We start from the raw sequence: 19,019 nt of genomic DNA on the forward strand, positions 1-19,019 counted from the left end.
GGTGTTCGTATCGCTACGGAACGATACCGCGGCTCTCGGGGATTCGCTCCGATTCGCGCGGCTCCAGTCGACCGGGCCGCGCGGGCGGCCCGGTACGCTACCAGGGAGCGCGTGACTCTAAGCCCGTTGTGCCCCTGTAGCCGATAACGAACCGAAATAGGGAGGTCCCCGTGCCGACGAAGACGGGAGCGAAGATCAGGATCATCGTCCTGGGCACCGGCCCTGACGCCGAAGAGGCCCGCGGCATCGCCGATGCCGACGCCGATGTCGCCGTGGCCGCGAAGTTCACCAAGACCGTCACCCACCTGGTCATCGACGACACGGTGAAGCCCTCCGAGGCTCGCGTCAAGAAGGCCGAGGAGACCGGCGTGCCCGTCATCAAGCTCGCCGACCTCAAGGAACTGCTCGAATCCGAGGAAACCGAGACCCCCGCCGAAGCCGAGGAACCGGAGGCCCCCGAGTCGGAAGCCGCTCCGGAACCGGCGAAGGCCGAGGAGCCCGAGGAGGAACCGGTGAAGGCCGAGACCGAGCCGGCGCAGCCGGAAGCAGAGCCGGAGCCGGTCGAGGCCGAGGAAGAACCGGAGCCGGTCGAGGCCGAGGAGAAGTCCGAACCGGAGGACAAGTCGGAACCGAAGGTCCCGACCCAGGCCGAAGCCCCCGAGCCCGAGATCGACACGATCGAGGAGCCCGAGGAGAAGACCGAGGAGGCCAAGCCCGAGGCCGAGACTTCCCCGAAACCGTCGTTCCTCGACAAGCTGAAGTCGATCTTCAACCTCACCGGCACCCGCAAGTAAGCGCCGCGATCGACAGCCCCGGGCCGAGAGGCCCGGGGCTTCGTCGTCCGGGTCTCCGATCAGAAGAAGGGACGCCAGTACAGCTTGTAGACGATACGGCCGTCGTTGTTGCCCTTCACGCACTTGGTGTTGACGATCGCGGGCAGCGATTCGAACTCGAATTTGCCCCCCGCGTCGTCGCAGGCGGCGCGAGAGCTGTAGGCCCCGAGGTACCGCCAGTCCCAGAAATCATCCTGCTGGACGGTCGGCGCGGACTCGACCACCTCGGCGTGGGCCGCGGTGGGGGCCGAGACGCCCACCATCATGGCGGCCGCGAACGCGAGGGCGACGGCTGCGAGACGCTTCTTCATGTTGTTCCCTTCAGTTGTATGCGGCGAAGCAACACCACTGATCCGGCGCGATGGCGAAGGGGACCCGGAGCAGTGCCCCCTTCCCCATCGCCTCCGGCCGTCCCCACGCCCGGTGCGAAGGCGTAGATGGCCGGAGTCCGTTATCGGAATCGGTGTTCACTCCGTATCGTGGACGGACCACGCACGACTGCTGCACGGCTCTCGCACGGCCGACGCGCCCCGCACTCGGCACGGGCCCCCAGCGCCGGTCGCAGTCTCGGAAGGCGTTGGCGGCCGACTAGCTCGAGGCGAAACCGCAGACCTGTACCGCAACCAGGTGGGCGGTTCGGCGTCAAGAGGCGGTGCCGTCACCCGCATGGCTAGCCTTGCCCGAATCAAAGACCACGTTGAGATGGATTGAGACATGGGCGCTTGGGGCATGGGTCCGTTCGAGAATGACGGCGCGCTCGACTGCGTGGCCGATCCGTCAGGCACAGCCGCCGGTCTTGGCGGTGCGATGCGCGAGGTCACCGACACCGAGGAATACGAGGACGACTGAAACTACCGAACCCGCAACCCGACGGTCCGGACCGCCTCAGAGGGTGTCATGTGCCGTTTCCGTCCGGCGCACCCCGATGATCAGCAGGTAGCCCATGATCCAGAACTCGCCGACCTGCGGGACGAGCGCGAGGCCTTCGATCACCGCGCCCGGCGCGCTAGGCCAAAGGTACGAAATGAAGGCGCTCGCAATGTAGGCGAATCCTCCCAGTACCAGCAAGTGGCCGAGAAGTCGCGGCATGTATCCCGAGCTGACCACCAGGCGGCCCATGGGGATGAGCCAGAGCCCGAAGAAGAGCGTCCCCACTCCCCAGGCCGCGCCGTTCAGGTCGTACATCAGCATGGCGGTGCCGGCCGGGTCATCGTCTGGAGCGGCCAGCTCCCCGGAACCGACGCCGATCGCGACAGACGTGAACGCCGCTCCGACGAGGATCGTAGCCGCGTTGAACAGTCCGAACGCGGCGAGTGATCCGGCGGCGAAGGGGTTCACTGGTCGGAAGAGGCGGAAGAACCAGAGCGCGAGGAGCGCTGCCGCGGCCACGCTGGCCAATTCGCCGGCCAGACCGAGGCGAGCGAGTGTCTCCTGGTCGATGAGGTTCGCGGCGGTGGCGGCGGCATCGCCTTCGACGTAGATCGCGCCGCGGGCGAACAGGAAGCTGAACGTTCCGGCGACGACGAGCGCCAGATAGAGGGCGCCGGTGATGCGGGCGGTGCGGACCGGGGCAGTGTTCATATAGAACTCCCGAGGAACAGAGGGGATTGATCGGGGGCGGAACGGTTTCGTCTTACATGGAGCCTAGGGATTTCACGCCGTGGGCGCGCCCACCTCAGGTTCCATCTTCGGTTCCACCCTCGGTGGGACGCCCCGCCCCATGTAGTACCGGCGTAGGACGCGGCGCCCCAAGGAACGCGCGAGTGCTCGGCTGGCAGACCCGGGAGAGGGCGGCGACCACTCCTTATGAACATGAAGCATTCATATATTGATGGGTAGCGGCCATCGCCTTGGGCACCAGCGGAATCCAGGAACGCGTCAACTGGCCGTGTGGCCGTCCTGGGGGCCATCCCCACCGTCGGCCTTGCAGGTGCGGAGACATTCGGTCCAGACTCTCATCGCGGCCGCCTTGATCTCAGCCGAGCTGTCCGATCGCCGAGCCCAAGATCCGTGCTTCTCAACGGTGACGTGAAGGATCGGATCCCCGCTGACCAACGCCGTCAGGTACCCGAAGATCGGCAGGGTCGCTCCGGGGAGCGCCACCCACAGCCGTGGGGCCTCGGTGAGCGTGCCGAACTGGACGGTCCTGCCGCTGATCTCGGTCTCGCCCAGGACGGTCAGGGTCTCGGCGACCGGCGCCGAGATCGAGCGGACCGGCAATGGGATCTGAGCGAGCACAGCCGCGTAAGCGCCTCGGGCCCGGGGCGGTGCCTTCCTGCCTAGGCCCATGCCGCCACCCCCGCCCTGGCGCGTTGGGCGCCGGCGATGGCGCGGGCCATCGCGGCGGCGCCTGCCGGTCTCACCGGCACCGCCGGGCTGGTCGGCTGGCCGCGGTCCAGGCCACCATATGCCGGTCCGCCTTGGGGCATCACCGGCACCGTCGGGCCGGTCGACTCGCGACGATCCGGGCCATAGGAGACCCCCGGCTGCGGGAAAGCGGCTCTGCCGCTTGGCACGCTCCCCGGTGCGGGGGCGGCCATGCACGTCGGTCCCTCCACGGTCCGTTGGCGTGCCAAGCGGCGAAGCCGCTTTCCCGCAGCCTGTGTCTCTTGTGGCCCGGGGTTCGGTTCGGCCCCGGTGCTCAGGGAGCGGATGAGGGCGAACAGCCACCGGGCCAGGCGGATCCACATCAGCAGCGCGAGCCCAGCCTCACGGTCGAACGCACTCTGCCGGGACCGGCGAACGGGCTGACGCTGGTGGGCGGCGGCCAGTGGGGCCGAGTCGGTCATGAAGTGGTCCCACGCCTGTTCGCGCAAGTTGGCATCGACCGCCGCACTCGCCTCGGACTCTCCCCAGAACTGGCGGCGTGGCCGAGCTGGGCCCGGTTGCGGATTCGGGCCCCGAGGGTCGACCCGGTCGGATCTGGGCGGGGACTGTGATGCCTCAGTCTGATCCTGGCGTCCGGCGCGGGTTTCGATGCCCGGGTACCAGGCGTTCTCGGGCGGTACCCAGCCCTCGGCCGGAAGCGGGTCGGGGGTCTCGTCCCTGCGGTGGCGGCCGGTGCGCTGGTCCTGGTGCCAGCCTGGCGTCCCGTACGGTCCGGGGTCGAACGGGTCGCGCGGCCGGTCGTGATCGATGAGCCAGGTATCGCCGGACCGGTGTCGCAGGTGCGCCGGTTCGTAGCGCGGCGAACGCGGGTCTGAATCGGGTGCGTCGACGTCGCACGAGGACGGGTTGTGCTGGTATCGTTAGACGCCCGGACAGGCCGGGTCGGGTTCGCCGTCGGGGAGGAAGAGCCGTCGACCGGCCCAGTCGTAGAACCCAGCCGTCTCGCCGGTGCCGGTGATCTCGACCAGCGGAGCGCCCGGTCCGAGGTTCGGATGACGGTAGAACGGCTGCTGGACGAGCATCATGAGCCCGGCCCGGTTCCGCCGCGCGGACAGCGCCAAGCGGCCGTCCTCCGGGAGGGTGACGGACTGGTCATCGTGCGTGTTTTGGTCTGGTGTCGCCGCCCGATTTTGGCGTAGGCTAACGCTGACCATGGGAGGTTTCCTTCCGTTGGTCTGGGAGGCGGGCCGCCAGGAGATTTGGCGATTGATCGGCGGCCCGCCGATGACATTCAGTTGTTCTCAGAATCCGCGCACTGCGCGTGACGAAACCTTGGCACAACGGAAAATCGGAATCAAGCGCGACACGCACTCCGGTTCGAAACCGTCTAGATCGTGCCTAGATCACCATCGCCGTTTCCGTGGACCGTACGTTTGGTAACTGTTCGCTACCATGATGAGCGCCAACAAACCCACCGAAACTGGCCCCGGAGGTCCCCGCTCATGGCTCAGCGCATCCTCGATCCGGAATACCTGACTGCTTTCCGTGACGAACTGCAAGCGCGTCTGGACTTCGTGACCGAGAAGGTCGAGATGCTCAAGAGCGGCAATGAGTTGGGTGTCGAACCCGGGTTCGGTCTGCTCGACTCTTCGCAGGACGCGCGCCAGCGGTACAAGGACGCCCATGAAGACACCTGGGACAACCTGCAGAAGCTCCGTGCCGATCTGCACGGCGCGATCGTGACGATCAACGAGTCACTGGGCCTCCACGACGAGACCGAGGCGCAAAACACCGAAGAAGTCTCGGCACCCGAAGACGACATCAACAGCTAGGGCACCGATACCTCATGAAGCGCACTCTCACCAAGACTTTCGCGACGGCGGGTGCCGCTGCACTCCTCCTCGCCGCGTGCGGCGAAGACAGCGGCTCCTCCGACGACGACAACGGCTCGGACGAAGCCCAAGACCCCGTCTACACCGAGATGACTTCCTGGAACGCCTGCGAGGTCCTCGATAACCTCCAGCCGATCGCCGATGAGATGGGCATCGTCGGCTGGGGTAGCACTACCGCCGAAGGCGGCGAGCCCGGCAATTCAGAGCTCGGGAACACCCTGGATCCCGATGCTCTCGGGTGCAACGGTCTGCTCAACCTCGGAGACAACGAGGGCATGGGCGCAGGGGGTGAATTGCAGGTCAAGATCATCCCGACCGAAGGCGAAGGCGAAGCCACGGCAGTGTTCGAAGAACGTGTATCGGCCGCCGAAGGTGAGTCATCCGAGTGGGACGAAGCCGCGAGCGAAGAATTTTCTGATCCCTGGGATCAAGGGACCGTCGTCTCCTGGCTTGGCGATACCAGCCAACCGAATGTTGAAGTCATCGCTCGTGACGGGCAATGGGTCTTCCATATCGACCTGTACCACACCCAGGACTTCGGGCTTCGCGGCGGCGGCGAGCCGTCATTGGCCTTCAGCGATGACGAACTGAATCAATGGTTCGTCGACACCTACCTTCCCGAGGTCAGCCAGACCATCAACGACCGCATTGCGGAGGTGCAGTAGCCATGAGTGGCGAGGACATCGAACTCGATACCGATCCTTACGAGGGCATGGAGGGATCTGAAGCGATCAGCTCGCAGGACAGCATCGCCAACAGTTCCCTTCTGGACAGCGATCCGTGCCCCAACGGTGACTGCACCAACACTTCTAACCCTGCCGAGGAGGCGTGGGTGAAGCTGGTGTCCGCTGTTCCGGTGGCCGGTCAAGTTGAGAGCTTCTACTGTGTTGCCGGTGGAACTGCGGCTCCCAGTCAAGAGGAAGTCCAGGCTCTGGTCTCGCAGATCCGGCCAGCTGAGGGCGATCAGTACGCGCTGCGAACCATTTCGGAGAAATGGGCCGAGTTCAACTATGACTTCTCCAAAAACCCTGAAACGGGCGTAGAGCCGATTCTTCGGGCGAAGTTGTCCGAGCTGTCGAACGGGTGGCAGGGCTCAGATTTCGACGCCTTCAGCGAACAGATGGAGACGGTGTTCGCAAACTGCGAGCAGATCGCGACAGACATTGGTGATGCGTCAAGCGGTATGGCTGGGCTTCTTGAACAGAAGGCAGCCGAGATCTACGCCCTCCAAGGCGGCGACTCCCACGAGCTTCCTTACCCTGCGCCCCAGTACTGGACTGAGAGCGAGGGCAACCTCTTCTCGGACCCGAAGATCCACATCCGGCCCCCGTTCACGCACGGCGAGTGCGAGATCGCGTCCGGGTGTTCCTGGGACGGCGAAGACGACTCCACCAATCGCGCGATGGAGCTCGGCGGGTTCGACGGGGAGTACGCCAACGAGCTCAACCAGTACGTCACCGACCAGACCGAGCGCCACTACACCCGGCTCAAGGCCGAGGACCCCGAGGCCGACGAGTCCGCGCTGCGGCAGGAGGCCGAGCGGCTGGCCGAGCAGGACGGCAACGACCGCGCCGCCCAGGACTACGAGGAATCCGACCAGGACTACCAGGCCCGCGCGACCGAGCAGAACGACACCGTGCTCGCTCGCTGGGAGGATGCCGAAACGGCCGGGAGCGAGTTCTCCCCGACCGTCGAGCCTTCCCGCGACACGACGTTCCGCGAGTCTTCCGGCGATCTCGACACCTCCGGGTACTCACCGCCCAGCGGCGGCGACTTCAACGGTTCGCCTTCCGGCTCCGGTACTACCGGGCTGAACAACCCCGATTCCACCGGTGGCTTCGGCGGGTCCGGTGGGCTCGGCGGCAATGGCGGCGGCAGTTCCCTCGACACCGGTAGTTCCGGGCTCGACTCCGACAACCCTTGGGGCTCCTACGCCGGTGAGGACCCCGACGACGTCGGCGGTGGTCTGGCCAGCGGAACCGGTGGCGGGACGCTCGCTCCCGCCGGTGCGGGCGCGAGCACCGGGCTCGGCACCGGCGCGGGCGCCGGTGGTGTGGGAACCGGTGCCGGTGCCAGTACCGGCCTGTTCGGCAGCCCGAGCGGCGGCGCCGGTGCGGGACGCGGCATGGCCGCCGGAGCGGGCAAGGGCGGCATGGGCGCCGGTCGCGGAGCGTCCAGTTCGATGATGGGCGGCGGCCGCGGGGCGGGCGGTCGCGGACCCGAGGACCAGGAGGGCCGCGAGACCTGGCTCACCGAGGACGAGGACGTCTGGGGACTTCACTTCGACCCGGAGAACGACCCCTACGTCTGAACCTCAGATCCCGACTCGCGCCCGCCCGGTCCGCCGCAACTCACCCGGGCGGGCGCGATTCTGTCAGACGGTCCGCAGGCGTAGCCCGGGATAGCGGATGGTGTACGGGCCTCGGTACTTCGCGCGGCTCTGGGCCGGGTAGTACTCGCCTTCCTTTCCGAGCATCAGGTCGCCCGCCTCCCGCACTCCGGCGGCTCTGGCGGTCTCCACGATGAGTCCCGCGGCCTCGGCGGCCTTTTCGACCCCGAGGCCACCGGCGTCGAAATGCCAAGGGGCCTCGAAGTGTTCGAGACCGCCTCCGCCCAGGAGCGCCTGCGGATCGGTGCGACTCCAGCCGAGAGCGGCGGCATCGACGGCATCGGGCCCGACATAGCCGATGTGCAGTCGATTGGAGCACCTGACGTCGAACAGCATCGGACTGTCGGGCGTTCCGTCCTCGGAGTGGATGCGGCCGTAGAGCCCCAGGCTCAAGGACATTCCGAAGGCGGTCAACTCCGCGGTCAGGCCGGTCAGGAAGCCGGTCATGTCCTTGAGGAGCTCGTCCCAGCCGCTCGCGGTCCAGAAATTCAGGTGCTGGATGCGGTCGGGCCCGGCGACCGCGCCCACGAAGCCGGTGGGCTTGCGCACCATGGCGCTCTGGTAATCGTCCTCCCAGATTTCGGTGTAGCCCGATACGAACTCGGGCCCGGACTTTCCGGCACGCAGTTCGATGGTGGTGTACTGGCCTCGCCACCGCATGTACGGCGTCCCCCAGGCGGGCAGGTCGGCAGCGCGTTGGGAAGGCGAGTAGTTCCCGAAGAACGACGCGGGGTTGAGGGCGTCCTGTGCGATATCGGATACCCGCCTGAACTCTTCCGCCTGCGCCATCGCGTCGCCGGTGACCTGCGAGACCGGAACGACGATGCCGTCGGCGCCGAGATAGGCATACCGGAGTCTCTCCGTGCCACCGGCCGACGCCGTACCGGCGACACCTTGAAACGACCCGTCCGCTGCGCGGGGCCACTCGTCGGTCGCCGCCGGCCGCCACTTGAGATGGGCGGCCAGGTCCAGCATCCCCTCCTCGGACCGCTCGTAGGACGGTCCGACCCACTGCATCCTGAACGCCAGGGCTTCGATCTCTTGCTCGCTCACCCGCGAATCGCGGTCCGTGTTCGTCACGGAGGCTCACGTTAGTCGAATCCGGCAAGGTCGCTCTGCCATCCTCTGAAAGGATCGGACCCGCGGGTAGGGGGATTTAGTCTGTGACCTGAGCCAACTGATTGGCCCTCCAGAACTTGAGTCTTATAGACTCAACTCTGCGGTGGTTTCACCGACCGTGTTCTTTACTCTGTGAGGAAGGCAAGCAGGATCGTGGACGTAAATCGCCTGACAACCAAGACTCGCGAAGTGATATCCCAGGCCGCCCGCACCGCGGCGGCCGGTGGGAACCCGGCCGTCGATCCCTGGCACCTGCTCGACGCGCTGCTGACCGTGGACGGCTCGACGGCCCCCGGCCTGCTCCAGCTCGTCGGCGTCACCCCCGGCACCGTCTCCGCCGAGGCCGAGCGGCGCCTCGACGAGATGCCCTCGGCGTCCGGTCCCAGCGTGTCCGAGCCGTCCATGGCCCGAGAGTCGCTGCGCGCGATCAACGCCGCCGACAAGATCGCCACCGACTACGGCGACGAGTACGTCTCCACCGAGCACCTCCTGACCGGGCTCGTGCAGGCCGGCGGCGAGGTCGGCGGATTCCTCGCCGAACAGGGCGCCACCGACAAGAAGCTCATCAGCGCCTTCCCGACCCTGCGCGGCGGCGACCGCAAGGTCACCAGCTCCGACCCCGAGGAGGGCTACAAGGCCCTCGAGAAGTACGGCGTCGACCTGACCGAGACCGCCCGCTCCGGCAAGGTCGACCCGGTCATCGGCCGCGACACCGAGATCCGCCGCGTCATCCAGGTCCTGTCGCGGCGCACCAAGAACAACCCGGTCCTCATCGGCGAGCCCGGCGTCGGCAAGACCGCCATCGTCGAGGGCCTGGCCCAGCGGATCGTCGCCGGAGACGTACCCGAGTCGCTGCGCGACCGGCGCGTCATGCTCCTGGACCTGGCCAGCATGATCGCCGGCGCCCAGTACCGTGGCCAGTTCGAGGAGCGCTTCAAGTCCGTGCTGGAGGAGATCAAGTCCTCCGACGGCGAGATCATCCCGTTCATGGACGAGCTGCACACCATGGTCGGCGCCGGCAAGTCCGAGGGCTCGCTCGACGCCGGGAACATGCTCAAGCCCGCTCTCGCGCGCGGCGAGCTCCACATGATCGGCGCGACCACCCTCAACGAGTACCGCGAGAACATCGAGAAGGACGCCGCCCTGGAGCGCCGCTTCCAGCAGGTCTACGTGGGAGAGCCATCCATCGAGGACGCCGTGGCGATTCTGCGCGGCCTCAAGGAGCGCTACGAGGTCCACCACGGCGTGCGGATCACCGACTCCGCGCTCGTGGCCGCCGCGCAGCTGTCGGCCCGCTACATCCCCGACCGGTTCCTGCCCGACAAGGCCATCGACCTGGTCGACGAGGCCGCCAGTCGCCTGCGCATCGAGATCGACTCGCGCCCTGAGGAGATCGACAAGGTCGAGCGGAGCGTCCGGCGCCTGGAGATCGAGGAGACCGCGCTCCAGAACGAGTCCGACCCGGCCAGCGCCGAGCGCCTGGCGTCCCTCCAGCGGGAGCTGGCCGACTCCCGCGAGCGGCTCGCGGCCCTCAGCCGCCAGTGGGAGTCCGAGAAGGACCGCATCACCGCCGTCTCCGACCTCAAAGAGCAGCTCGACGACCTCCGCACGCAGGCCGAGCGCGCCGAGCGCGAATACGACCTGGAGAAGGCCGCGCAGCTGCGCTACGGCAAGATCCCCGAGCTGGAGCAGCGGCTGACCGAGGCCGAGGCCGACATCAAGGGGTCCGGCGAGTCGTCCAAGCCGCCGATGCTCAAGGAGGAGATCGACGCCGACGAGATCGCCGATGTGGTCTCGGCGTGGACCGGCATCCCGGCCGGGCGGCTCCAGGAGTCCGAGACGCACAAGCTGCTGCACGCCGAGCAGGTGCTCGGCGAGCGCGTGGTCGGCCAGGACGAGGCCATGCACGTGGTCGCCGACGCGCTGCGGCGGGCGCGCGCGGGCCTGTCGGACCCGAACCGGCCGACCGGCTCGTTCATCTTCGCCGGGCCCACCGGCGTCGGCAAGACTGAGCTGGCCAAGGCCCTGGCGCAGTTCATGTTCGACGACGACCGGGCGATGATCCGCATCGACATGGGCGAGTACACCGAGCAGCACTCGGTGGCCCGCCTCATCGGGGCGCCTCCCGGATATGTCGGCTATGAGGAGGGCGGCCAGCTCACCGAGCCGGTGCGGCGGCGCCCGTACTCGGTGGTGCTGCTCGACGAGGTCGAGAAGGCGCACGCGCGGGTCTTCGACACGCTGCTCCAGGTCCTCGACGACGGGCGGCTGACCGACGGGCAGGGCCGCACGGTCGACTTCCGCAACGTCATCCTGATCATGACCTCGAATCTCGGCTCGCAGGCGTTGACGGACCCGACCCTGGAGGAGGAGGCCAGGCGCGAATCGGTGATGGGCGCGATCCGCGGCCACTTCAAGCCCGAGTTCCTCAACCGGCTCGACGACATCGTCATCTTCCACGCGCTGGAGCAGGAGAACCTCAAGGCGATCGTCGACGTCCAGCTGCGGCAGATGCAGCTGCGGATGGACACGCGCCGCCTGCGGCTGGAGGTCGACGACTCGGCCAAGTCGTGGCTGGCCGACCGCGGTTTCGACCCGGTCTACGGGGCCCGCCCGCTGCGCCGCCTGATCCAGAACTCGATCGGCGATCCGCTGTCACGGGATCTGCTGGAGGGCAAGATCATCGATGGCGACACGGTCAAAGTGGGCACCAGCGACGTGGGGGACCGGTTGACCGTCTCGAAAGGATAGAGGCGCAGGTGGGACGCCCAATGCGTGAGATGGGCTCGCCTCTTCGGGGGAGGGCGCGGGGCGGAGGCTTACGCTCCGGTCCGTGAAGATCGTCCGCAACATCTCAAGCCTGGCCGGCCGCTGGTTCGCCGTGCTCGTGCTCGCCGCGGCCGCGATCGGGCTGGCCGCGCCCGACGCCTCGGCCTCCCTGGCCCCCGCCATCACCCCGGCTCTGGGCGTGATCATGTTCGGGATGGGACTGACCCTGCGCCCGGTCGATTTCGCGCTGGTCGCCCGCCGCCCGCTCGCCGTGGTGGCCGGGATCGTCGCCCAGTTCGCGATCATGCCGCTGCTGGGCTGGGGCATCGGGCAGGCATTCGGGCTGTCCGGGGCGCTGCTGGTCGGCATGGTCCTGGTCGGGGCCGCGCCCGGCGGCACCGCCTCCAACGTCGTGGTCTACCTGGCCAAGGGCGATGTCGCGCTGTCGGTGGCAATGACCTCGGTATCCACCCTCCTGGCGCCGGTCTTCACACCGCTGCTGGTGCTGTGGCTGGCCGGTTCGGAGCTGCCGGTCGACGCCGCCGCTCTGATGACCTCGATCCTCCAGGTCGTGCTGTTCCCGGTCCTGGCCGGACTGCTGGTGCGGCGCTTCGGAGGGAAACTCGTCGAGAAGCTCCTGCCGGTCCTGCCGCTGGTGTCGGTCCTGGGGATCATGCTGGTGGTGACGGCCGTCGTCGGCGCCAGCGCCGAGACCGTCCTGACCAGCGGGCTGCTGCTGTTCGCCGCGGTCATCCTCCACAACGCTCTCGGCCTGGCGCTCGGCTACGGCGCGGCCCGGCTGGTCGGGCTCGACGAGTCCGGTCGACGCGCGGTCAGCGTCGAGGTCGGGATGCAGAACTCCGGCCTGGCCGCGGCCCTGGCAGGCGCCCACTTCACGGCCGCCGCCGCGCTTCCGGCCGCGATCTTCTCGATCTGGCACAACGTCTCCGGCGCGTTGGTGGCCTCGTTCTGGTCGAGGCGGCCGGTCCAGGGCCGCTCGGCCACTGAAGAATGAATATTCTCCGTTTCGCGGACTTAACGGTTGTCAGTGGCCATAGTGCATGGTATGGCCGCATTCGAACGTCCGCGGTATTCGCGGAGAACAGTGCTCGGTGGCGCGGCCGCCGTGCTGGCGGCGGGGATCGCCTCGCCGGCGCGCGGGCACGGGACGGCGGCGCCGATCCGCGCCGCCGCCGCGCGCGACGGCGAACTGCTGGCGCTCACCGAGGACTACCAGATCCGGCGCCTGACCGTGACCGACGGCCGGGCCGAGACCTGTGGACCCGCGGGCATCACGCTGCCCGAGGACTTCCACCCGCATTCGATGGCCGCGCTCGGGGAGGTCCTGTGGATCACCGGCGCGGTCGAGCTGTCGCCCGACCGGTCCCTGCCCGCCCTGGTGCGGGCCGACGGCTCGGGCGCCGACTACGCCGACCTGCCGGTGCCCGACGAGATCCGCTCCGGCGTCGCGACCTCGATCGCGGCGGTGGGCGAATCGGGCCTGGCGGTGGCCGTCGAGGGCTGTCCCGACCCTCATCTGGCGCTGGTGACCAGCTCCCGGCTGGCCACCAGCGGCGACGCGGGTGCGAGCTGGTCGCCGCACCCGCTCGCCGACGGCCTGGGCGAGGGATACGGGACCCGCCTGGCGGCGGCCGGAGAGCGGCTGTTCGCCGTCGTGGCCGACGGCGGCGGAACCCAGGCCGTCCACACCGGCCCGCCGGGAACTGAACTGGCCCCCGCCGCGACCGCGACCGGCGCCGGACGGCCGATGGCGGCGGTCTGGACCGAAGCAGGTGTCGTCCGGGTGTTCAGCGACCTGCACGGCGAGGTGCGCGAGTCCCGCTACACGCCCGTCGGCAGGGCGCTCGAGTCCGCGCCCGAATGCGCCTGCGCCGGTGAGGTCCTGGCGATACCGGGCCGGGCCGGCGCCTGGATCGAATCGGACGCCGACCGGATCTCCTACCGTATGGAACCGAGGTGAGCGCGATGCCGTTCCCGAGCAGCAGCCAGGCATTCGCCAGCTCCAAGTGCGGCTACGCCGACGTCACCCGCAACTGGCTCTACGAGGACGACCTGAAGATGCGGTACCGGACCGCCTTCAATGGCAACGGCTACGGAGTCCACCCGTCGGTCACCTCGTTCACGATGCACGCCGAGATCCACGACCGGGCCGGCCGGGTCATCCGCGACCTGCGGACGCTCGGCCGCGACTACCCGCCCGACGAGAACGAATGGCAGTACCGGTGGACCGGGGTGGCCGGAGCGAAGGTCTGCAAGCCCGGCTACCACCGGTACGGGGCGGCGATCGACTTCACCAAGTTCGTGTGGGGCCCGGACCAATGGGTCGACATGGCCGTCCACGGCAAGGACTCCAGGCGCCGCCTCCGCCGCCGCTACCTCGCGGTGATCGCGACCTGCCGCAAGCACTTCGGGACCGTCCTCCACTGCCACAACGACCCCGACGGCTCCCACTGGAACCACATCCACGTCGACCGGGGCAGGCAGGCGGTCGCCCTCGACTGGGACTACGGCACCGACGTCACGATCATCCAGTGGGCCGCGAGGGACCTGGCCGGATTCTCCGAGATGGCCATCGACGGCGACTTCGGCCCGCAGACCAGGGAAGGCTTCGCGCTGCTGCGCGACGAGTTCGACACCGACGTGGACCCGACCGACAGGTCCGTCGACGGCCGGGCCTGGATGGACCTGATCGCCAGACACGCCATGGCAGATGAGAACGCCGGCAAGTACAAGATGGATTGAGGTGGCGAGATGGGCGCGAGCGGACGCATGGCCGCGGGCCTGCTGGCACTGTGCGCGGCGCTGGCCGGCTGCGACGCGGACTCGGCCGAGAGCCAGGACACCGACGACCGCGGGCACGTCTACGGCGTGGGCGACGACCATGCCCTGTGGCGCTGGGAGGTCGGCTCGGACGCCCCCGAACGGATCCTCGACCTGAGCGGCGTCTGGGAGCACGAGGGCGACGTCGGCCGGGTCCTGACCGCATCGCTGAGCGTCGACCCGACCGGGTCGCGCGCGTCCTGGATCGCCGGAGGCAGTGAGAACTCGACGCTGATGATCGGGGATCTGGAGACCGGGGAGGCGACCGAGGCAGTCGACTACCCGCTCGACCACGCGTGCCTGGACCCGGCCTGGCTGGCCGACGGCTCGGCGCTGCTCGCCCACCGCGCCGCGGTGTGGAGTGAGGACGGCATGGTCGTCGAGGACTTCGGTCCGACCGAGTGGTACTCGCGGGACGGAGAGCCGCTGCCCGGCGCGGTCGAACTCGAGCCGGGCTGCCGCCTGCGTTGGTACACCGGCGAGGACGGCGCGGCCGAGGGGCTCTACCGCGACCTGGCGGTCACCGAGCTGTACCGCGTCGACGACGAGGGCAAGCGGATCGAGACGATCGCGCTCGCCGGGCTCGGCGGCGTCGAGCCGCCGGTGATCGACCTGGTGGCGGTGGACCCCAGCGGCCGGTACGCGTGCCTGGCCGACGACTACGACGAGGCGGCGTCCTATGGGGGCGGATTCACGATCCGTCCCGAGCGCGGCGACAACGTGATCGACCTGTCCTCGGGGGAGTCGGTCGGCGAGGACTGCGCGGCGCTGACCGCCGCGGGCTACCTGTCGCGCGATGACGACCAGATCGCGTTCGCCGCCTACGGCGGGGAGACCGCCTGGGAGGCCGAACTCCCAGTGGAGATCGCGAACTCACCGAACCTGTTCTACTTCGGATCCGGGGACTGGTTATATCGCCCCGGGAGACCGGCGAAGGGCTTCAGTGTTCGACGGCGGGCAGCGGTATGAACATGACTCGCGTGTTATCGGGTCGACAACGTATGATTGTCCGTATGCCGGTGGAATTACCGATTGACGACGGCCCCGCGAAGTACGAGCGGCCCTGCGCGGACCCGGGGCACACCTTCTCCCCTCAAGGTGACGCTGAGCCATGACCAGTGAATTCGGCAAGATGGTCCGGCGGCTTCGGTCGCGGGCGGGCATGACCCAGGACGATCTGGAGCAGCGATCCACCCTGGGAATTCGCACCATCCGAAGAGTGGAGTCCGGCGAGCACCCCAACCTGCGGATGAAGACGGTCCAACTGCTGGCCGAGGGACTGGGGCTCGAAGGGAACGAGCTCGAGGAGTTCATCGCCGCCGCCGGTCGAGGCGCGCCGCGGCCATCCACCGAGCCCGAGCCACCGGGCGAGGAGGAGTCGCGCATCCCCGACGAACTCGCCGAGGCCGCCGCAAGCCTCGCACAGGAGCTCCGTCTCCGCTGGCGGGAGGAAGAGGAGCACCGGCAGCTCCGGGACCCGTTCCCGCTGCCCGTGCGGTGGCGGCCGATGGCCCCGGAACAGCTCGATCTCTGGGCGAACATCCGCCGCTCGCCGCCCGGGGAAGCGGCCGAGCCGATGGATCTGACCGGTCGGCTGGGCCGGATCGCCGACATTTACCGGCAGGTCCCGTCCGGAAGGCTGGTCGTGCTCGGCCGGGCCGGGACCGGGAAGTCGATCCTCGCCCTGCGGTTCGCGCTGGACCGCCTCAGCGGCGACCGCAGGCCGACCGACCCCGTACCGGTGATCTTCAGGCTCGAATCGTGGAACCCCGGCACCACGAAACTGCGGGACTGGATGGCCGCGCAACTGCTGCGAGACCACCCGGGCCTGGGTGCCCCCGCCCACGGCGGATCGACCTTGGCCGCCGCGCTCGTCAATCACGACCTGATCCTGCCCGTCCTGGACGGCTTCGACGAGATCGCGAAGGGATTGCGCCATGACGCGCTGAACGCGCTCAACGCCGCCACCGACATGCCGCTGCTGATGACCAGCCGCCCGGACGAGTACCGAACCGCAGTCGGCGACAACCACGTGCTGAAAGCGGCCGCCGGCGTTCACCTGACCGACCTGGACCCGTCCGACCTGGTCCACTACCTGCGACGCACGACCACGCGGCGGACCGGCAAGGGCGCTCCACTGTGGGATCCGGTGCTGGCCGGACTCCGCGGTGAACCGGGTACGGCCGGTGCGAACATCGCCGCGGCGCTGTCCACGCCGTTGATGGCCTCCATGGCTCGAACCGTCTACAGCGACACGCACGACGAGGACCCGTCCGAGCTGCTCGAGACCGACCGCTTCGGCGATGCGGACGCCATAGAGAGGCATCTCCTCGGCAATTTCGTCCCCACCGTCTACCGGTCCCGGCCGGGCGGGCGGCGGTACGAACCCGAACAGGCCCGGCGCTGGCTCGGCTACCTCGCCCGCCATCTGAAGCGGCTCGACACCCATGACCTCGCCTGGTGGCAGTTCGGCACCTCGATGCGCCGCCGGGCCCGCATGCCCATCATGGTTCTCGCCGTCGGACTGGTCTTCGGGCTGGCCGACACGGTCGTGGAAGCGATCTTCGCCGGCGAGATGAGGGCGCTGCTGGTCGTGTACGGGGTGGTGTTCGGCCTCATGATCGGAACGATCATCAGCCTCGTGCAGGAGTTCGCGGTCGGCTCGAGGCAGCGATTCCTCGAGCCGTCGCGGATCCAGATGCGGATCCGCGACCGAAGTCCGAGCAGGCGGCGGAATGCCGCTCACCGGTTCCGGACCGGTCTCATCTCCGGCCTCGTGGGAGGGATCGGATACGGCATCCTCAATGGAATGCTGGACGTGGTCGTGCACGGCATCGATCCCGGGCAGAGTCTCGTGAACGCGTTCTTCGGCGCGGCCGTATTCGGAAGCATCTTCGCGTTTGCGAGCGGGTTCGCGTTCGGACTGATCGGCCTGTGCGAGGAACCTCTCGACATCGAGTCCGTCGGTAGTCCGGAGGACCTGATACGAACCAACCGAACGGCCGTCATCGTCCAGGTGTCCCTGTTCGCGGCCTCTTTCGGGATCGCCCTTCCATCCGCCGTCTGGTCCGCCGGCGAGCTCCTGCGGCAGTTCCCGTCCCTATCCGGTGTCTATCTCGACTGGGACCCCAACTACGGGCTGTCGTTCGGCCTGATCGGCGGCATCGGAGGCGGGATGGTCTACGCGCTCGGCATGACCGCGTGGGGACAATGGCTGGTGTTCGCCCGCGTGTGGCTCCCGCTGACCGGACGCCTGCCCTGGGCGGTCCCCGCCTTCCTCGAAGACGCCTACGACCGCGGCGTGCTCCGCCGCGCCGGAGTGGTCTACCAGTTCCGCCACGAGCGGCTCCAGGACCACCTCGCCGACGTCGACCGCACCGACCGGTGAACCCAGGACCGTTCTCCCCGGTCAACCCCACCGGCCATGTATGGCCTACCCCACGGCCTGGCGCCGCGCCGCCGGACGTGGCGCAGTCATCCTCCGCGTCTGCCGACTGAAAATCGCCCCGGATGCGCTACAGGGCTGGTCATTCACCTCCAGATGCTCCGGCTTCCTGGCCTTCAGATTGGCGTTTCCCCTGCCCGCCAAGCGGAACCCCACCGCTCGACGGTACGAGTCGGCACCGAAGCATCGGGACTTGGAGTGCCCGATACCGGAGCGGTATTCGTAGAGCACATGAATGCAAGCCACGGCGTGACAAGGTGCGTCCAAACTTTGTAGAGAACCTACAACGAACCCCGGTTCCTCCCCGCGTGAGTCGTTCGCTCCGGGACGTCTCGATGCATCGATGTCTACAGACTTTGGTACTTCCGCGAAGCCGCTCGTGGGCGCAGGTGATTGCGGACACGCAGGGCGACGGCTAAGTTACCGACCTGTAGGGACAGTGCCCTACAGGTTGACCATCGCGAAAGGAGCGCAATCTTGCGCCAATGGAACCAGTCCTCCAGCGCCCGCGACCAGCACCGGGTCTCCACCGACGGCCTGAAGCGCGCACCGAGCGGCCGAGGCCGGCGCCCGAACACCGCCATTCGGACCACGCCGCGCCAAGCGGCCGGCTTCTCCTGCTACTTCCTGAACGTGCTGGCCGGTCGCTGCCCGGCGGCCGCGGTCGAACGCTACGCCACACCGCAGGGCTGGGCGGCCTTCGGCCGCGCCCGCCGCCAGCTCCCGACCAGGCTCCACCAGACCCGGCTGCGCCGCATGCGCTGCCCGAACGCCCGCACCGCCGAACTGATAGCGATGCTGGGCGACGGCCGCACCCACCGCGCGATGACGTTCACCTTCCACCTGACCGGGGAGGGCTGGCGCCTGCACGACTGCGAGGTGATCCAACCGGCCCGCTCGACCCGCCACAGCTGATAATCGAGGGCCGGGCCGAAAGGCCCGGCCCTCGCCGCAAGCGGCCGTCAAGACCGCCGATCGCTCGACCAGGGCCGCACTTCGGAGACGGCTTCGACCTTGAGCGGTCCGTAAATGTGCGGGTACTCCTCGCCGCCCTCTTCCATCGCTTCGTAGCGGATCGGGACGTCCACGCGACCGTCGTCGATCACCAGCACCACCAGTTCCTCAGGCCGCGGGTGGTCACCGTAGACGAACTCGGCCACCGCCGGAAGCTGATGGGCCAGCGAACAGTGAATGAAACCCTGCTCGGCCAGGCTCACCCCCCGGGTCGAACCCTCGTACCGGCCCGAAGCCAGCGCGGCCTCCCACCGGGGCCGCTCGGTCAGATGCAGCAGTTCGGTCATGGGAGCACGGTACCGACGCCGAAACCACCGCGCCAGCCATTAGCAGCGTGGTACCTCCACTGGATCGGAGGCGACCCGGGACGCGATGCGGAATGAGCGCGA

At 68.4% G+C, this 19,019-nt stretch carries 19 protein-coding genes; 12 read left to right on the forward strand and 7 right to left on the reverse strand.

The annotated features are described in order from the left end of the window. The first annotated feature begins 170 nt into the window (after window positions 1-170). A complete protein-coding gene (locus JFB92_RS25975) occupies window positions 171-794 on the forward strand; it encodes a hypothetical protein (RefSeq protein ID WP_199034280.1) in 624 nt (207 codons plus the stop codon). Between the two features lie 59 nt (window positions 795-853). On the opposite strand, the gene JFB92_RS01765 is transcribed toward JFB92_RS25975, so the two are convergent. Then, complete coding sequence (locus tag JFB92_RS01765) at window positions 854-1,144, reverse strand: hypothetical protein (protein WP_199034282.1); 291 nt, start codon at window positions 1,142-1,144, stop codon at window positions 854-856. A gap of 403 nt (window positions 1,145-1,547) precedes the next feature. Between JFB92_RS01765 and JFB92_RS01770 the strand changes: the two genes are divergently transcribed. After that, window positions 1,548-1,682, forward strand: a complete 135-nt coding sequence (locus JFB92_RS01770) for a DUF4259 domain-containing protein (protein WP_199034284.1) — start codon at window positions 1,548-1,550, stop codon at window positions 1,680-1,682. Window positions 1,683-1,718: 36 nt separating this feature from the next. Here the strand turns inward: JFB92_RS01770 and JFB92_RS01775 are convergent, their stop codons facing one another. From JFB92_RS01775 to JFB92_RS01790, 4 genes are all read right to left on the reverse strand, one after another. Then, window positions 1,719-2,414 (reverse strand): DUF4386 domain-containing protein, encoded by a 696-nt coding sequence (locus JFB92_RS01775; RefSeq protein WP_199034287.1) that lies wholly within the window; start codon window positions 2,412-2,414, stop codon window positions 1,719-1,721. Window positions 2,415-2,711: 297 nt separating this feature from the next. Beyond that, window positions 2,712-3,071, reverse strand: a complete 360-nt coding sequence (locus JFB92_RS01780; RefSeq protein ID WP_199034289.1) for a hypothetical protein — start codon at window positions 3,069-3,071, stop codon at window positions 2,712-2,714. 41 nt (window positions 3,072-3,112) lie between these two features. After that, window positions 3,113-3,649 (reverse strand): hypothetical protein, encoded by a 537-nt coding sequence (locus tag JFB92_RS01785; protein ID WP_199034291.1) that lies wholly within the window; start codon window positions 3,647-3,649, stop codon window positions 3,113-3,115. A 432-nt stretch (window positions 3,650-4,081) separates the two neighbouring features. After that, the gene (locus tag JFB92_RS01790) at window positions 4,082-4,282 is read right to left on the reverse strand and encodes a hypothetical protein (protein ID WP_199034293.1); all 201 of its coding nucleotides are present in this window, start codon (window positions 4,280-4,282) and stop codon (window positions 4,082-4,084) included. Between the two features lie 381 nt (window positions 4,283-4,663). Between JFB92_RS01790 and JFB92_RS01795 the strand changes: the two genes are divergently transcribed. The 3 genes from JFB92_RS01795 to JFB92_RS01805 all read left to right on the forward strand — a co-directional run bounded on the left by JFB92_RS01795 (window position 4,664) and on the right by JFB92_RS01805 (window position 7,364). After that, the gene (locus JFB92_RS01795) at window positions 4,664-4,993 is read left to right on the forward strand and encodes a hypothetical protein (RefSeq protein ID WP_199034295.1); all 330 of its coding nucleotides are present in this window, start codon (window positions 4,664-4,666) and stop codon (window positions 4,991-4,993) included. Window positions 4,994-5,007: 14 nt separating this feature from the next. Continuing rightward, the gene (locus tag JFB92_RS01800; protein WP_199034297.1) at window positions 5,008-5,718 is read left to right on the forward strand and encodes a hypothetical protein; all 711 of its coding nucleotides are present in this window, start codon (window positions 5,008-5,010) and stop codon (window positions 5,716-5,718) included. Between the two features lie 518 nt (window positions 5,719-6,236). Continuing rightward, entirely contained in the window at window positions 6,237-7,364 is a 1,128-nt protein-coding gene (locus JFB92_RS01805) for a hypothetical protein (protein ID WP_199034299.1), read from the forward strand. 63 nt (window positions 7,365-7,427) lie between these two features. Here the strand turns inward: JFB92_RS01805 and JFB92_RS01810 are convergent, their stop codons facing one another. Beyond that, window positions 7,428-8,495, reverse strand: a complete 1,068-nt coding sequence (locus JFB92_RS01810; RefSeq protein WP_199034301.1) for a hypothetical protein — start codon at window positions 8,493-8,495, stop codon at window positions 7,428-7,430. Between the two features lie 219 nt (window positions 8,496-8,714). On the opposite strand from JFB92_RS01810, the gene clpB reads away from it, so the two are divergent. The 7 genes from clpB to JFB92_RS01845 all read left to right on the forward strand — a co-directional run bounded on the left by clpB (window position 8,715) and on the right by JFB92_RS01845 (window position 18,531). Continuing rightward, a complete protein-coding gene (gene clpB, locus JFB92_RS01815; protein WP_199034304.1) occupies window positions 8,715-11,312 on the forward strand; it encodes an ATP-dependent chaperone ClpB in 2,598 nt (865 codons plus the stop codon). 82 nt (window positions 11,313-11,394) lie between these two features. Beyond that, the gene (locus tag JFB92_RS01820) at window positions 11,395-12,345 is read left to right on the forward strand and encodes a bile acid:sodium symporter family protein (protein ID WP_199034305.1); all 951 of its coding nucleotides are present in this window, start codon (window positions 11,395-11,397) and stop codon (window positions 12,343-12,345) included. 51 nt (window positions 12,346-12,396) lie between these two features. Further along, window positions 12,397-13,311, forward strand: a complete 915-nt coding sequence (locus JFB92_RS01825; RefSeq protein ID WP_199034306.1) for a hypothetical protein — start codon at window positions 12,397-12,399, stop codon at window positions 13,309-13,311. 5 nt (window positions 13,312-13,316) lie between these two features. Next, on the forward strand, window positions 13,317-14,093 hold the full coding sequence (locus tag JFB92_RS01830; RefSeq protein WP_199034308.1) for a peptidoglycan-binding domain-containing protein: 777 nt from the start codon (window positions 13,317-13,319) through the stop codon (window positions 14,091-14,093). A gap of 9 nt (window positions 14,094-14,102) precedes the next feature. Further along, window positions 14,103-15,140 carry a hypothetical protein gene (locus JFB92_RS01835; RefSeq protein ID WP_199034310.1) on the forward strand — a complete coding sequence of 346 codons (1,038 nt, stop codon included), beginning with the start codon at window positions 14,103-14,105 and terminating at the stop codon, window positions 15,138-15,140. A 142-nt stretch (window positions 15,141-15,282) separates the two neighbouring features. Beyond that, window positions 15,283-17,559: a helix-turn-helix domain-containing protein gene (locus tag JFB92_RS01840; RefSeq protein WP_199034316.1), complete on the forward strand. Its 2,277-nt coding sequence runs from the start codon at window positions 15,283-15,285 to the stop codon at window positions 17,557-17,559. Between the two features lie 534 nt (window positions 17,560-18,093). Continuing rightward, complete coding sequence (locus JFB92_RS01845; protein WP_199034318.1) at window positions 18,094-18,531, forward strand: Rv3235 family protein; 438 nt, start codon at window positions 18,094-18,096, stop codon at window positions 18,529-18,531. Window positions 18,532-18,578: 47 nt separating this feature from the next. On the opposite strand, the gene JFB92_RS01850 is transcribed toward JFB92_RS01845, so the two are convergent. Continuing rightward, the gene (locus JFB92_RS01850; protein WP_199034320.1) at window positions 18,579-18,917 is read right to left on the reverse strand and encodes a DUF952 domain-containing protein; all 339 of its coding nucleotides are present in this window, start codon (window positions 18,915-18,917) and stop codon (window positions 18,579-18,581) included. Window positions 18,918-19,019: the final 102 nt, after the last annotated feature.

This window comes from Glycomyces salinus (assembly GCF_016428645.1).
Taxonomy (GTDB): domain Bacteria; phylum Actinomycetota; class Actinomycetes; order Mycobacteriales; family Micromonosporaceae; genus Glycomyces; species Glycomyces salinus.